The sequence below is a fragment of the Pseudomonas sp. Marseille-Q0931 genome (genome assembly GCF_940789645.1).
GTDB lineage: Bacteria > Pseudomonadota > Gammaproteobacteria > Pseudomonadales > Pseudomonadaceae > Aquipseudomonas.
Genome location: NZ_CALNWT010000016.1, coordinates 45,602 through 60,897, shown reverse-complemented (window position 1 = coordinate 60,897; position 15,296 = coordinate 45,602). Strand labels below are relative to the sequence as shown.

General features: G+C 64.9%; 12 protein-coding genes. 4 read left to right on the top strand and 8 right to left on the bottom strand.

The genetic code is table 11. The features are described 5' to 3' along the window. The first annotated feature begins 53 nt into the window (after window positions 1-53). Window positions 54-767: a histidine utilization repressor gene (gene hutC / locus P3C50_RS20990; RefSeq protein ID WP_275547456.1), complete on the top strand. Its 714-nt coding sequence runs from the start codon at window positions 54-56 to the stop codon at window positions 765-767. Between the two features lie 83 nt (window positions 768-850). Here hutC and P3C50_RS20985 read toward each other — a convergent pair whose 3' ends face one another. From P3C50_RS20985 to P3C50_RS20950, 8 genes are all read right to left on the bottom strand, one after another. After that, on the bottom strand, window positions 851-1,510 hold the full coding sequence (locus P3C50_RS20985; protein WP_275547455.1) for an endonuclease: 660 nt from the start codon (window positions 1,508-1,510) through the stop codon (window positions 851-853). A gap of 388 nt (window positions 1,511-1,898) precedes the next feature. Next, window positions 1,899-2,777, bottom strand: a complete 879-nt coding sequence (locus P3C50_RS20980; RefSeq protein WP_275547454.1) for an alpha/beta fold hydrolase — start codon at window positions 2,775-2,777, stop codon at window positions 1,899-1,901. After that, window positions 2,774-3,355, bottom strand: coding sequence for a TetR/AcrR family transcriptional regulator (locus P3C50_RS20975; RefSeq protein ID WP_197856885.1), 582 nt, complete (start codon window positions 3,353-3,355; stop codon window positions 2,774-2,776). Before P3C50_RS20975 ends, P3C50_RS20980 begins: the two co-directional genes overlap by 4 nt. A 241-nt stretch (window positions 3,356-3,596) precedes the next feature. Beyond that, window positions 3,597-4,154 carry an NADPH-dependent FMN reductase gene (locus P3C50_RS20970; protein ID WP_275547453.1) on the bottom strand — a complete coding sequence of 186 codons (558 nt, stop codon included), beginning with the start codon at window positions 4,152-4,154 and terminating at the stop codon, window positions 3,597-3,599. Between the two features lie 73 nt (window positions 4,155-4,227). After that, window positions 4,228-6,543 (bottom strand): FdhF/YdeP family oxidoreductase, encoded by a 2,316-nt coding sequence (locus P3C50_RS20965; protein WP_275547452.1) that lies wholly within the window; start codon window positions 6,541-6,543, stop codon window positions 4,228-4,230. Window positions 6,544-6,684: 141 nt separating this feature from the next. Beyond that, on the bottom strand, window positions 6,685-8,244 hold the full coding sequence (locus P3C50_RS20960; protein WP_275547451.1) for an acyl CoA:acetate/3-ketoacid CoA transferase: 1,560 nt from the start codon (window positions 8,242-8,244) through the stop codon (window positions 6,685-6,687). Window positions 8,245-8,343: 99 nt separating this feature from the next. After that, window positions 8,344-9,729 carry a GntP family permease gene (locus tag P3C50_RS20955; protein WP_275547450.1) on the bottom strand — a complete coding sequence of 462 codons (1,386 nt, stop codon included), beginning with the start codon at window positions 9,727-9,729 and terminating at the stop codon, window positions 8,344-8,346. Between the two features lie 876 nt (window positions 9,730-10,605). Continuing rightward, entirely contained in the window at window positions 10,606-12,066 is a 1,461-nt protein-coding gene (locus P3C50_RS20950) for a sigma-54 interaction domain-containing protein (RefSeq protein WP_275547449.1), read from the bottom strand. A gap of 293 nt (window positions 12,067-12,359) precedes the next feature. Here P3C50_RS20950 and P3C50_RS20945 point away from each other — a divergent pair, with 293 nt between their 5' ends. From P3C50_RS20945 to P3C50_RS20935, 3 genes are all read left to right on the top strand, one after another. Beyond that, window positions 12,360-13,361: a DctP family TRAP transporter solute-binding subunit gene (locus P3C50_RS20945; protein WP_275547448.1), complete on the top strand. Its 1,002-nt coding sequence runs from the start codon at window positions 12,360-12,362 to the stop codon at window positions 13,359-13,361. A 153-nt stretch (window positions 13,362-13,514) separates the two neighbouring features. Continuing rightward, window positions 13,515-13,991, top strand: a complete 477-nt coding sequence (locus P3C50_RS20940; RefSeq protein WP_275547447.1) for a TRAP transporter small permease — start codon at window positions 13,515-13,517, stop codon at window positions 13,989-13,991. Beyond that, complete coding sequence (locus P3C50_RS20935; RefSeq protein ID WP_275547446.1) at window positions 13,981-15,276, top strand: TRAP transporter large permease; 1,296 nt, start codon at window positions 13,981-13,983, stop codon at window positions 15,274-15,276. The genes P3C50_RS20940 and P3C50_RS20935 overlap by 11 nt, the downstream gene beginning before the upstream one ends. Window positions 15,277-15,296: the final 20 nt, after the last annotated feature.

Below are 15,296 nucleotides of genomic sequence, written 5' to 3'. Positions count from 1 at the left end.
CAGTCGTATGGCTGATGTATCATCCGCGCACCGGGCATTTCCAAGGAGCCGACGTGACCAGTCCCACCCCGCGCTACAAGGCCATCGAGGATTTTCTCCTCGAGCGCATTCACGGCGGCGCCTATCCGATCAATCACCAGATCCCGCCCGAGGAGCAACTGGCGCGGGATTTCTCCGTCAGCCGCATGACCGCCAACAAGGCGATCCAGAACCTTGTGCAAAAGGGTTATCTGGTGCGTCAGGCCGGGCTCGGCACCTTCGTCACCGACCGCAAGGCCGAGTCGCCGCTGCACGAGGTGATGAATATCGCCAGTGAAGTGCGCGGTCGCGGTCACGAATACGGCAACGAAGTGGTGCGTTGCGAAGCCATCGCCGCCGATGACGAGGTGGCGCTGCGTCTGGGGCTGCGTCTGGGCGGCGAGGTTTTCCATAGCATCCTCGTGCACCTGCAGGACGGCCTGCCGATCCAGCTCGAGGACCGCTTCGTCAACCCGCGCTGGGTGCCGCATTACCTGCAGAGCGACTTCACCCAGGTAACGCCCAACGAGGTGCTGGTCGCCAGCTGCCCGATCTCGGATGTCGAGCATGTGGTCGAGGCGGTACTGGTGGATGCGCGCACCGCCGAGCTGCTGCAGATCGACCCGGCCATGCCCTGCCTGAGCGTGATCCGCCGTACCTGGTCGGACGATCACCTGGTGAGCTACGCGCGGCTGATTCATCCAGGTGATCGCTACAAGCTGCGTTCGCTGCACAAACGCAGAGGGTAGGCTGTACACAAACCGTAGGAGCCGGCTTGCCGGCGATCCGCGGTGGTTTCGTCGCGGCTAAAGCCCTCCCTCAGTGATCGAAATCAGTCGCTGATCAGCTGATCCACCAATGACGGATCGTCGATGAAACGGTTACGCGTGCCCTGCAGCGCTTCGATCTTGTCGTTGCGTGCCTTCTCGTCCGCATCGGGCGGGTCCATGCGGTGCCAGGCCTTGTACATCGGTATCAGGCCGACGATGGGCAGGTCGTACTCGACGTGCATATGGAAGATCGCCCGGGCGATATTGCCCTTGGCTTCGTCACGCGGTTCCACCAACTGATAGCTGGCCTTCATGTCGCAGCCGATATCGGCGAACTTGCTCGGCACATCGTCGGCCAGGTCGGCGAACTGGGCGTTACGTCGGACCAGCTCCACGCGCGCCAGTGCCGGGTAGTAGTTGTGCAGGTCGGCGACGATGTACGGGTAGCGCGGGTTCATGATGGTGCACTGGCGATCAGTGACGCAGCGCATCGCGCTCTTGAGCTGCTTGCCGCTGTAGATCGGGCTGGCCGTCAGCGTGCCGCTTTCGCGGGCGAAGGTCTGGCCGCAGTACAAGGTGCTGCCGCCATTGCCGTAGAGGTTCTGCCAGAACGCCTGTGCGATGGCCTGTTTGACGTCGCCCAGTTGGGTCTGGCCGCTGGCCAAGGAGAAGGAGCTCATGCAGGTTGCCAGGCAACCGAGAAACAGCGTGACGGTGCGCATACTCAAGCCCCCGACTGACGGCATCTTTTGTTGTTTTTTGTAGGACAAAACGAAGTCTAGCAAGACGTACGTCGCAAAAAACATCGACAGCCGTTTTCACCCAAATTGGAAGGGCTTCGGGCAAATACGAGGCGGCATCAATGGCTGGCGAATTTTGTAAGCCATGGCTTACAAGATGTGGCGATAATCGCCACTGTCGAGCCATCAGGTACGAGCGTACTCTGCCGCACATGGATTCAGCGCAGGAAGCGCCCAGACAAACAAGGACACGCTGGACAGCCGCCAGGATGGTGAGCAGATCAAGGATGTCAGGACAACAGTCTGCAAAACCCCGCAATCGCGGGGTTTTCTTTTTTCTGCCTGGCAGTTTCCCGCCGTATTCTAGCTTTCAAGCCGCTCGTTGTTCGCTGCGCAGCCGTTCAAACCAGTCCAGAGTCTCGTCCCACAGGCGCTGCGCCGCAGGGCGGAAATACCCCATATGACCGATATCGCCCAGGCCTTCGGCTTGTGAGTCAAGCGTGCGCGCCTGGAAGGGCGCGTTGGTGTAGGCGGCCATGAAGGCATCGCGCGAGGCGGGCGGTGCCCACAGGTCGTCCAGCGTGTTGAGCGCCACGATGGGCGTGCGTACCTGGGCGAAGCGCTCTGCCAGCCCCGGCATCTGCGGGTCGTCGAAGAAGTAGCGCGGGAAGCGGCACCAGCGCTTCCATTGGCGATAGACGCCCAGTGGCAGATCTTCGCCCATGCCCAGCGTGCTCCACGCCAGATAACCCTTGTAGCGCGTGATCAGCGGGCCGACCACCCGCCACATGGCCAACACGCGCAGTTGTTCGCCCTTTGGCATCCAGCCGTGCCAGCCAGCGCCAGTGCCGAAGGTATAGAAGCCGGCGACCTGGTCGTGGTTGGGCAGCAGGCCGAAGGCGTGGCCGCCGAAGGAATGGCCGACCACGAACAGCGGGCGCTCGGCGTGCCGGTGCTGATCCACCGCCGCGGCCAGGTCGAGATTGGCCCAGTCCAGATATTCCATCTCGAAGCCGCGCAGGCTGTCCGGCCTGGATTGGCCGATGCCGCGGTAGTCCAGGGTCAGGGTGTTGAAGCCCCGGCTGGCGGCGTGTTCGGCGAAGCGTCGGTAGAAACCTTGCGGCACCCCGGTCGCGCCGGCGATCAACAACTGCGCGTGGGGGCGCTCGGCGTAATAGCGTGTGGCAGCCAACGGGTAATCATCGAGGGCCAGCAGGGGCTGGGTTTCGCGGCGAATGGACGTGGTCATGGCGACAGGGACTCCGGGCGATGCTGGCGGGTCAGATGGAGCAGGGTGGTCACGGCCTGCTTCAGCGGTTCGCTGCTACCGGCGACGCGCGCCTGCAGCAGGCCGCCTTCGTAGAGCGCGACGAACAGGGCAGCGAGGCCTTGCGGCTGTGGATAACCATGGCGTTGCAATTGCTGCTGCAGCGCCTGGCGAATGACCATAAAGGCGTTGGCCAGGGCGGCACGAATCTGCTGATCGTCCGGGCCGCTTTCCAGGGCGACGGCAGCCAGCGGACAGCCGCGTTCGAACGCGCTGTTCTGCAACTGGCCAAGTGCGCTCTGTAGCCAGGCGCTCAGCGCATCGAGCGGGTCGGGCTGGCGCTCGAAGAGCGCGGCGAAAGCCTGCTCGGCGCGCTGGCCGACGCGTTCGATGGCCGCCACCGCAAGCTCGGTCTTACCGCCCGGGAAGTGATGGTAAAGGCTGCCCTTGGGCGCACCGGCGGCCGCCAGCAGTTCGCTCAGGCCGACGCCGTGCAAGCCCTTGCGCTGCAGGGCATCGATCATGGCGTCGATCAGATTGTCGCGAGTGGTCTTGGTCATGCCCTGGATTATCTAGACCGATCGGTCTAGTGGCCAGTGTCATTCAGGCCGTGGGTCAGGGCATATCTGCAGTCAGTTCCTGTGCGCGGCGCCGGTTGGGTCGAGCAGCTTCAGAAGGTCTGCGGGAGGGACTTAAAAGGATTTCGTGCGAGATGAGCAAGCCAGGATGCGTTTGCGCTTCCTGGCCGCGATGCCGCTCGGGGCCAGGTTTCCCTGACGGCCCGAGCGGTCATTTATTGGTTCAACCGACCTGCTTGGCTACCCAGGCAGCGTGGGCGTCGATGAATTTCTGCAGGAAAGGCTTGATGCCGTCGCTGAGCGCGCCGTTTTCATCGAAGAAATTGCCGGCACCGCCCAGATAAGCCTCCGGCTGCTGCAGCACATGCACGTCGAGGAACACCAGGCACTGGCGCAGGTGGTGGTTGGCGCCGAAGCCGCCGATAGCACCGGGCGAGGCGCTGAGTACGGCACCGGGCTTGCCGCTGAAGCCGCTCTGGCCGTACGGGCGCGAGCCGACGTCGATGGCGTTCTTCATCGCGCCGGGAATCGAGCGGTTGTACTCGGGGGTGACGAACAGCACGGCGTCGGCCGCATTGAGCTTGCTGCGGAACGGCGCATAGGACGCCGGAGCGCTATCGCCGTCGGCGTCTTCGTTGTACAGCGGCAGGTCGCCGATCTCGAGGATTTCCAGGTTCAGCGAGGCGGGCGCCAGGTCGGCCAGCGCCAACGCCAGCTTGCGGTTGATGGAGGCCTTGCGCAGGCTGCCGACCAATACGGCGACGTTGTAGGTCTTGCTCATGGTTGTTCCTCTGGCGAATGAATAAACAGGCAGCAACTATAGACCGGTCAGAGGAATCGGGTTCCGTCTTGTCTCACTCCAATGCTCGTGCCGTGGCGATGAAGGGCCGCAAGGTGATCGGGATGGACTTGGCCGCCGGCACCTTGGCCTTCTTCTCATGGTGCCAGAGCGGCACCAGCACATTGCACTCGGGATAGTAGGCAGCGCAGCAGCCTTCGGGAATGTCGTGCGGGGTGACACGCAGCGGCCCGACCGAGCGCTGCACGCCATCGTCGACGGCGGTACTCGCCTGCACCTGATCGCCTTCGCTGAGCCCCAGTCTGGCCATGTCGTTGCGGTGCATGAAGAGCACCGAGCGAGTGCCGTGCACGCCGCGGAAGCGGTCATCGTAGCCGTACACCGTGGTGTTGAACTGATCGTTGCTGCGGATCGTCATCAGGTTGAGCACGTCACGACGTTCCCGGTTCTGTTCGACGTCGTCGTTGAGCGCCAGGGTGTCCGGCCGGGTGAAGTTGGCCTTGCCGCTGTCGGTGTTCCATTCGCGCCAGGTGGCCGGCAGGGGGCGGTGGAAGCCGCCCGGTTCGAGCATGCGCGTGTTGAAGTCGTGGAAAATGTCCGGATAGCTGGTGGCGATGGCCTCGCGGATCAGCCCGTAGTCGGCCACCCAGGCATCCCAGTCCATGCGTGGGTTGGCGGGCAGCGTTGCCTTGGCCAGGGCGGCGATGATCGCCGGTTCAGAACGCAGCTGCTCACCGGCCGGCTTGACCACACCCTGCCAGGCACGGATGCAGGCGGTGCTGTCCTCGGTGGTGTGGTACTGCGCGCCGCTGGCCTGAATGTCCATCTCGGTGCGCCCCAGGCAGGGCAGGATGTAGGCCTTCTCGCCGTGCACCAGGGCGCTGCGGTTGAGCTTGGTGACGATCTGCACGGTCAGGCGCAGCTTGCTCCAGGCCGGCTCCAGGCGCTGGCTGTCCGGCGTGGCGCGGACGAAATTGCCGCCGAGGGAGAGAAATGCCTTGATCCTGCCGTTGAGCACACCTTCGCAGGCGTCCACCGTGGTGGTGCCGTCCTGCTCCGGTACGTTGAAGCCGAACTGTTCGTACAGGCGGTCGACCGGCACCTGCGCCACCTTCTCGGTGATGCCGACGGTGCGCTGACCCTGCACGTTGGAGTGGCCGCGCACCGGGCAGATGCCCGCACCTTCCTTGCCCAGGTTGCCGCGCATCAGCAGCAGGTTGACCAGCATCTGGATGCTGGTCACGCCATGGCGATGCTGGGTCAGGCCCATGCCGTAGATGGCGATGACCCGTTGGCAACCGGCATACACCTTGGCGGCGCCTTCCATCGCGCCACGGGTCAGGCCGCTGCGGCGCTCCAGCATCTCCCAGGCATAGCCGCGAATGGTCCGCTCGAAAGCCTCGAAGCCCTGGGTGTGCTGCTCGATGAAGGCGATGTCCAGCACACGATCCTGGCCGTTCTCGCGCGCCGCGTCGTCCATCGTCAGCAAGGCCTTGCAGATGCCGGCGATGGCCGCGGCATCGCCGCCAATGATGAGCTGGTGATAGTGCGTGGTGACCACCTCCGACTCACCGGTGAGCATCTGCCGCGGCGATTGCGGATTGGTGAAGCGCTCCAGGCCGCGTTCGCGCAGTGGATTGAAGGTGAGGATGGGCGCGCCGCGCTGTCGGGCGGCGTCCAGGTCATGCAGCATGCGCGGGCTGTTGCTGCTGGTATTGTGGCCGAAGATCATCAGGCCGTCGGTCTTGCCGAAGTCCTCTAGGGTGACGGTGCCGACCGGCACGCCGATGCTTTCCGGCAAGGCCACCGAGGTGCTCTCGTGACACATGTTGGAACTGTCCGGCAGGTTGTTGGTGCCGAAGCGGCGCGCGAGCAACTGCCACATATACGAGGCTTCCAGCGAGGCACGGCCGGACGCGTAGAACACGGCCTGATCGGGGTCTTCCAGTGCCTTGAGCTCGGCGCCGATCTCAGCGATCGCCTCGTCCCAGCTCACCGGAAGGTAGCGATCAGTCGTCGCATCCCAGCGCATCGGCTCGGTCAGGCGACCCTGTTGCTCCAGCTGGTAGTCGCTCCAGTTGCGCAGCTCGCTGAGGGTGTGGCCGGCGAAGAATTCGGGCGTGCAGCGCAGGCTGGTGGTTTCCCAGGCCGTGGCTTTGGCACCGTTCTCGCAAAAGGCCAGGGGTTTGGACGGGTGGGGCTTGGCCCAAGCGCAACTGACGCAGGCGAAGCCGTCGATCGGGCGGTTCTGCTTGAGCAGCGCCGCAGCGCCGGTCAATGGCGCCCGTTCGCGCAGCAGGATGGTGCCCACGGCATTGGCCGAACCCCAGCCACCGGAAGGTCCACGATAGGGTTTGAATCGGGGTTTCATGCTCCGTCTCCCTGGCTCGTCGTCTTGCAGTTACGACGGAGGGGGCGGGAGATGGTTCAGGTTGTTTGCCCGTGCATGGCGCAAGCGGGCGCATCGTGCCGGTTTAAAAAAACGGGCCCGTTCAGGCCCGCAAGTTCACGCTCAAAGGCTTGCCAGGCACTGCGCCAGGCCTATCGGTTCGGGGCGCAACAGTCGATCGTCCATCAGTTTCGGCTGGCGCACGATAGGCGCGAAGTCCATGCGCGCGAGAATGTCGCGTTCGATGTCCACGCCCGGCGCCACTTCGATCAGCTCCAGGCCTTCGCCAGTCAGCCGGAACACGCAGCGCTCGGTGACGTAGAGCACCGGCTGGCCGCGTTCGGCGGCCAGGCGACCGGCGAAGGTGCGGTGCTCCACCTCGGCGACGAACTTGCGCAGCTCGCCGTCCTGGACGATGCGCAGCTGGCCGCCTTCGATGCGAATATCCTGCGCACCGGCGCTGAAGGTGCCGACGAACACCACCTGCTTGGCGTTCTGGCTGATGTTGATGAAACCGCCCGCGCCGGCCAGGCGCGAGCCGAATTTCGACACGTTGAGGTTGCCCGCCGCATCGGCCTGGGCCAGGCCGAGAAAGGCGATGTCCAGGCCGCCGCCATCGTAGAAGTCGAACTGGTAGGGTTGATCGAGCAATGCGCTGTGGTTGCTCGCCGCGCCGAAATCCAGGCCAGAGGCCGGCACGCCGCCGATCACGCCGGGCTCGGCGGTCAGCGTCAGGCGCTCGATCACGCCCTCTTCGGCGGCCACCGCCGCCACGCCCTCGGGCATGCCTATACCGAGGTTGACCACCGCGCCAGCTTTCAGCTCCAGCGCCGCGCGGCGGGCGATCAGCTTGCGCACGTCCAGCGGCATTGGCGTCAGGCTGTCTACCGGCACGCGGGTTTCGGCGGCGAAGGCCGGGTTGTAGGCGGTGGCGAAGGTCTGCTGGTGATTGGCCGGCTCGGCCTGCACCACGCAATCCACCAGAATTCCAGGGATCTTCACCTGGCGTGGGTTGAGCGAGCCGCGTTCGACGATGCGCTCGACCTGAGCGATCACCAGCCCGCCGGAATTGCGCGCGGCCATGGCGATGGCCAGGCTCTCGATGGTCAGCGCCTCGCGCTCGAAGCTGAGGTTGCCGTCAGGGTCGGCGCTGGTGGCGCGGACGATGCCGACGTTGATCGGGAAGGTCGGGTAGAACAGATAGTCCTCGTCATCGATGGGCATCAGCCGCACCAGGTCGGCGGTGGTGCGCGCATTGAGCTTGCCGCCGCCATGGCGCGGGTCGACGTAAGTGCCCAGGCCGACACGCGACAGCTGCCCCGGTTTGCCGGCGGCGATGTCGCGAAACAGCTGGGAGATCACCCCCTGCGGCAGGTTGTAGGCCTCGATGCGGTTGTCCACGGCCAGCTTCTGCAGCCCCGGCACCAAGCCCCAGTGACCGCCGATCACCCGGCGCACCAGGCCTTCATGGGCCAGGTGGTTGAGGCCGCGGCCCCTTCCGTCGCCCTGGCCGGCTGCGTACACCAAAGTCAGGCCCTGCGGCGCCTGTTCGGCGACGAATCGCTGCTCCAGGGCGATGGCGATCTGCTCGGCGAAACCGATGCCGACGAAGCCGCCAGTGGCCAGGTTGGCGTTATCGGGAATGCGCGCCACGGCTTCGGCGGCGGTGATGATCTTGCTCATTGCGGGTACTCGTGCATTGCAGAGGACTGTAGGAGCGGCCGGGCGGCGCTCCGCTTCAGCCGCGAAATTTCGCGGATAAATCCGCTCCTACAGCGGTCATCAGAAGCTTCCAAACAGCGTGCCCAGGGTGATGACGACAGCGAGCGCCACCAGTGGGAAGGCCACGGTGTTGACGAAGATGAACTTGTACGACTCGCGATGGGTGAGCTTGCAGATCGCCAGCAGCGAGATCACCGCGCCGTTGTGCGGCAGGGTGTCCATGCAGCCCGAGGCCATGGCGGCGACGCGGTGCAGCAGCTCGGGGCTGATGCCGGCGGCGGTGGCCATGGTCAGGTACTGCTCGCCGAGGGTCTTCAGCGCGATGGACATGCCGCCGGAGGCCGAGCCGGTGATGCCGGCGAGGATGTTCACCGCCACCGCTTCGGAAATCAGCGGGTTGCTGGAGACGCCCAGCACCAGGTCGCGGATGACCACGAAGCCGGCCAGGGAGGCGATCACCGTGCCGTAACCCACCTCGGCGGCGGTGTTGAGGATCGGCAGCATGGAGCCGAAGGCGCCGTCGTTGACGCTCTTCTTCAGATCCATCCAGCGTTTCCAGTGCATGGCGATCAGCAGCACGATGGCGGCGCCCAGAGCAACGATGATCGACCAGATACCGATCAGCGACTTGGCATCCTGCAGGCCGCCGAATTCCGGCTTGGCCAGGTAGCTGGTGTCGACGGCCGGCAGAATCTGTTTGGCCATCAGGAAGTTCAGCGCGATCACCACGAAGATCGGCAGCAGCGCCAGCCAGAAGCCGGGGATGTCGCGGCGCTCTTCGCTGACCGGATCCTCGCGGTGCTCGCCGTAACCTTCGCCGGCGGCCATCAGCTTGCGCGACTGCGCGGTGAGCCACCAGGTGCCGAGGCCGAACATGATCAGGCCAGCGATTACCCCCAGGCCCGGCGCGGCGAAGGCGTCGGTGCCGAAGAAGGGGTTGGGAATAGCGTTCTGGATCGCCGGCGTGCCGGGTAGCGCGGTCATGGTGAAGGTGAACGAGCCGAGGGCGATGGCCCCGGGGATCAGGCGCTTGGGGATGCCCGCTTCGCGAAACAGCGCAGCGCCGATCGGGTACACGGCGAAGGCCACCACGAACAGCGACACGCCGCCGTAGGTGAGGATGCCGCAGGCCAGCACGATGGCCAGGATGGCACGCTCGCTGCCGACCTTGGCAACGATGCCATGGGCAATGGCGCGCGCCGACCCCGAGTCGTCCATCAACTTGCCGAACAGGGCGCCGAGCAAGAACAGCGGGAAGAACTGGATCACGTAGCCGCCCATGGCTTTCATGAACACCTGGGTGTAGGTGGGCAGTAGCAGGGCAATGTCACCAGCGAACAGCAGCGCCAGCAGGGCCAGCAGCGGGGCGAGAATCAGAACGTTGATGCCGCGGTAGGCGAGGTACATCAACAATGCGAGGGAAATCAGAATACCGAGGGTACCCATGGGTGGTTCCTTTTGTTGTTGTTCTAGCGGCTGAAGCCGTTTATCGAGAAGGCGCGGGTAAGGCAGCGCGCCTTTGCCGGGTATAGAGCCAGAGTCGTGCCAGGGTGGGATGAGACTTTGGTCAAGGTGGCGAAAAGGTTGATGGGCCGGGGATTGCAGGCGTCAACGCCGAGCGTGGGGCAAGTAGGTCGAATGAGGTGAGTGTCCATTTTTATGGATTTTTCCAATTTTATGGATTTCCTATTTGCCTTGTGTCCAGAATTCTGGACGCTGGCGATCCTCGGATTTCCTCCAGCCGATACATCCGGCGGGTTTCACCCCGCCCTACAATACAAGTCACCCGTAGGGCGGGTGAAACCCGCCAACTGCCGTGGCGTCGTGCCCGCCCCGGATTTCATCTGGGCTACACAATTGCGGCCAGCAACGTTATCTGTAGGAGCGGCTTTAGCCGCGAAGCGATTTCCGGTTCGGTGACAATTGCGGCTGAAGCGGAATGCCGTCCAGCCGCTCCCACAACCAATGCCGTAGCCCGGATGCAATCCGGGAGCTTTGCGAACCTTTGCCCCGGATTTCATCCGGGCTACGAAATTGCGGCCAGCAACGTTATCTGTAGGAGCGGCTTTAGCCGCAAAGCGATTTCCGGCCCGGTGACAATCGCGGCTGAAGCGGAATGCCGCCCAGCCGTTCCCACAACCAATGCCGTAGCCCGGATGCAATCCGGGAGCTTTGCGAACCTTTGCCCCGGATTTCATCCGGGCTACGCAATTGCGGATGGCAACGGAATCTGTAGGAGCGGCTTTAGCCGCGAAGCGATTTCCGATCCGGTGGCAATCGCGGCTGAAGCCGCTCCTACGACCAGCCACCAGCCGCCAGCGCTTAACCCCTTCGTCCCAGCCCATGCTGCGCCAGCTTGGCGTAGAACCCGGCGCGGGAAATTCCCAGGCGTTCGGCAGCCAATTGGCGATTGCCGTCGGTAGCCTGCAGCGCTGCCAGCAGCGCCTGCCTTTCGGCCTGCGCCAACTGTTCGGCCAGCGTCTGCGCTGTACTCGCCATCACTGGCACAACGGGTGTCGGCGCACTCGGCGCAACCGGGTCGACCAGCAATCCACGCAGAACTTCGCCATCCAGCCGACCATCGACCGCCAGTTGCGCCCGCTCCAGCAGGTTGCGTAGCTCGCGCACGTTACCCTTCCACGGTTGCGCGCAGAGCAGGGCGAGGGCATCGTCGCTCAGCTCCATGGGCGCCAGGCCGGAGCGGTTGGCCAGGTCATCGAGCAAATGCTCGATCAGCGCGGGAATGTCGCCCGCACGTTCTCGCAGCGGCGGCACGCGCAGGGCCAGCACGTTGAGGCGATAGTACAGGTCATCGCGAAACTGCCCGGCCGCCACCTTGGCTTCGAGGTCGATATGGGTGGCGGCGATCACCCGCACATTGAGCGGTTTGACCTGGTTGGAGCCGAGCGGCTCCACCTCCTGCTCCTGCAACACGCGCAGCAGCTTGGCTTGCAGCGGCAGCGGCAGGTCGCCGATCTCGTCGAGAAACAGCGTGCCGCCGTTGGCCACTTCGAACTTGCCGATACGCGCCTTGCGGTCGGCGCCGGTAAAGGCACCCGGCGCGGTGCCGAACAGTTCGGCCTCGACCAGGGTTTCCGGAATCGCCGCGACGTTGACCGCGACGAATGGCCCGTTGGCGCGTGGCGACAGGTTGTGAATGCCCTGCGCCAGCAGCTCCTTGCCGGTGCCGGTTTCGCCACGGATCAGCACCGTGGCATCGAGTTGTGCGGCGCGACGGGCCTTGCGCTTCACCTCGCTGGCAGCGCTGCTGGCGCCGATGAACCCGGCGATGGTGTAGCGCGCACGGCGCGCCTTGGCCAGCTCGTGCTGAGTGGCGAGCAACTGCGTCTGCAGGTTGGCGTACTTGGCCATCAGCGGCTTGAGGTGACGGGCGCGGTCGAACAGCACGAAACCCAGCGCGCCGACCAGGGTGCCGTCCTCGTCGCGCAACGGAATGCGAGTGACCACGAAGTGCTCGCCGCCGAAGGCCATCAGGTCGAGCATGCTCGGCTGGCCGCTTTCCACCACCTCGCGCAGGCGGCTGGCAGGCAGCACTTCCTCGATCTCCTTGCCCAGCGCCGTGCGTGCATCGGCGATGCCGACCTTCTGCGCGTACTTGTCGTTGATCCAGACGATGCGCGCCTGGCGGTTGACCGCGATGGTGCCCTCGCACTGCGCATCGAGGTGATCGAACAGCAGCGGCATGGCCACCGCGCGGAAGCGCTCCGGCGACACGCCGATGATCAGGCCGTGCTGGTCGAGGTCGTCGTGGGAGATGGCCATGGGCGAATGTCCGAAGTCAGAAGCCGCTGATTATGGTTGGCGCTGCTGCGCACGGGCAACGTCAACAGTCATCGGACAATGGCTTTCGCCGCGCGCTTCTGGAATAGTTGAGCGGCTGCGCGTAACCCGCCGGCACCTGCCGATCGCTCACAAGGCCTGCCCGGCAGCCCTGACACCTGCCGTGTCCCTTTCGCGCTGACCTGGCGCGCCAGGCGAGCCATACGCCCGCCGCTGGATCCGCACCGCTTTGCCGGTGCCACAACGACAACACCAAGATCCACAAGGACGCCCCGATGAAACTCAAGCGACTCTTCTCCGCGCTCGCCGCCGGCGCTGCGCTGACCGCCCTGTGCGCCACCGCGCAGGCGCGTGAATACTCCGTCTCCACCGTACTTTCCGATGCCTTCCCTTGGGGCCAGGCCGCGCAGAAGTGGGCCGATCTGGTCAACGAGCGCTCCGAAGGGCGCATCACCCTGCGCGTCTACCCCAACGCGCAACTGGTCGCCGGCGACCAGACCAAGGAATTTTCCGCCATGCGCTCGGGGCTGATCGACATGGCCGTGGGCTCGACCATCAACTGGTCGCCGCAGGTGCCGGAACTCAACCTATTCTCCCTGCCGTTTTTGATGAAGAACGATGCCGACCTCGACGCCATCACCCAGGGCGAAGCCGGCAAACTGGCCTTCGCCGCCATCGAGCAGCGCGGCATCGTGCCGCTGGCCTGGGGCGAGAACGGCTTCCGGCAGATCTCCAACTCGGCCAAGCCGGTGCGCAGCCCGGCCGATCTGGCGGGCCTGAAGATCCGCGTGGTCGGCTCGCCGCTGTTCCAGGACACCTTCACTGCTCTCGGCGCCAACCCCACGCAAATGAGCTGGGCCGATGCCAAGCCGGCGCTGACCACCGGCGCGGTGGACGGCCAGGAAAACCCGCTGTCGGTCTTCGACGTGGCGCGTGTCGACCAGGTCGGCCAGAAGTACCTGACCCTGTGGGACTACATGGCCGACCCACTGGTGTTCGCCGTCAACCAGCGCGTATGGAAATCCCTGCCCGAGGAAGATCGCGAACTGCTCAGCCAGGCCGCCATCGACGCCGGCAAGTGGGAGATCGAGCTGTCGCGTGGCGCTCAGGCCCAGCGCCTGGCCGACGTGCGTGAGCGCGGCGTGCAAGTGATCGAACTGACCGACGCCGAGCGCGCCGCGTTCGTCGAGGCCACTGCCAGCGTGCAGGAGAAATGGGCACCGCGCATCGGCGACGCGCTGATGGAAGCCGCGCGCAAGGCCGTGGCCCAGCCCTGATTCGTTTTATCTGACCGGAAGCCCACACTACGGGGCGTAGTGGTGGATGTCCCTTAGCCTGCTCTGCTCCCCTCTCCCGCTTGCGGGAGGGGTCGGGGAGAGGGCAGGGAGCGCCACTGCACGAGCGCCTCGATCCGGTCATTCGAGGTTCTTATGAGTAAGCAACTCGACGCGCCGTTGGAGCGCGTTCTGGCCACCCTGGCCCTGGTGATCATCAGTCTGATCAGCCTGGCCAATGTCGTGGTGCGTTATTTCACCGATGCATCCTTTGCCTTCACCGAGGAAATCTCGGTGTTCCTACTGGTCATCCTCACCTTCGCCGGTGCTTCGGTGGCCATGCGCAGCAACCGACACATTCGTATCGGCCTGCTCGAGCGCCTGTTCCCGCGCCTGCGCACGCCGTTGATCCTGCTGCAGTGGCTGGCCGGCGTGCTGGTGCTGGGGTTGGTGTGCTGGTACGGCGGGCAGTTCGCCTGGGAGGAGTTCCAGTGGGATTCCGAATCGCCCGGTCTGGGACTGCCCAACTGGTGGTACGTGGTCTGGCTGCCGATCCTGGCGCTGCTGGTGTTCGTGCGCCTGACCCAGATGACCCTCGATCGCCTGCGCGGGAGGATCAGCGATGAGCCCTGATCTCTGGTTGATCCTCAGTTTCGCCGTACTGCTGGCGCTCGGCGTACCGGTGGCCTTCGCCCTCGGCCTGTCCGGGGCCATCGGCATCATCGCCGGCCTGTCGCCGGACATGCTCGCCACTCTCGGCACCAACACCTACAACGGCGTGGCCAAGTACCCGCTGATCGCCATTCCGCTGTTCATCCTCACCGGCCTGGTGTTCGAGAAGGCCGGCGTAGCGCTCAGGTTGGTGCGCTTCGCCCAGGCCTTGATCGGCCCGCGTCATGGCGGCCTGGCCATGGTCGCGGTGCTGGTGTGCCTGATCATGGGCGGCATGAGCGGCTCCGGGCCGGCCGACGCCGCAGCCGTGGCAATGGTGATGCTGCCGAGCATGACCAAGGCTGGTTATCCCAAGCCGTTCTCGGCCACGCTGATCGCCGCGTCGGCTTCGACGGCGATCCTGATTCCGCCGTCGATCGCGCTGATTCTGTACTCCATCGTGGTGCCAGGCGTGGACCTGCGCGCGCTGTTCGCTGCCGGCCTGTTTCCCGGCATTCTGGTCGGTCTGGTGCTGCTGGTGCCGGCCTGGCTGCTGTCGCGTCATTATGGCTGGGAGTCGCCGGAGGCGAGCGAGCGTCCGCCGCTGGGTGAAAGCTTCAAGCAGGCGCTGCCGGCGTTGTTCGCTCCGGTGCTGATCCTCGGGGGCCTGCGCAGCGGGCTGTTCACGCCCACTGAAGCGGCTGTGGTCGGCGTGACCTACGGCGTGCTGGTCGGCCTGTTCCTCACCCGCGAACTGAACTGGCGCAGCCTCTGGCGCCTGTGTGGCGAGGCCGGGGTGATCTCTGGCGTGGTCATGCTGATCATCGCCCTGGCCGGTATCTTCGCCTGGGCCGGCACCATGCTCGGCACCTTCCGCCACCTGGCCGAATGGCTGATCTCGCTGTCGGACAACGGCTGGGTGCTGCTGGCGCTGGTGATGCTCGCCGTACTGCTGGCCGGCATGCTGCTCGATGCCATCTCGATCTACCTGATCCTGATGCCGATCCTGATTCCGGTCATGCAGCATTTCGGCTGGAATCCGGTGTGGTTCGGCATCCTGCTGGCGATGAACATCGCCATCGGTCAGTTCACCCCACCGGTGGCGATCAACCTGATGGTTACGGCGGAAGTCGCCAAGATACGTCTGGAGCAGACCGTCGGCTGGGCGGCGCTGTTCGTCGTGGTGATGTCCAGCGCCCTGCTTCTGGTGGCGATCTTCCCTGAAATCGCCCTGTGGCTGCCGCGCGTAATGGGTTACGCGGTGTAAAACAGGCAAGGCCGTCTATA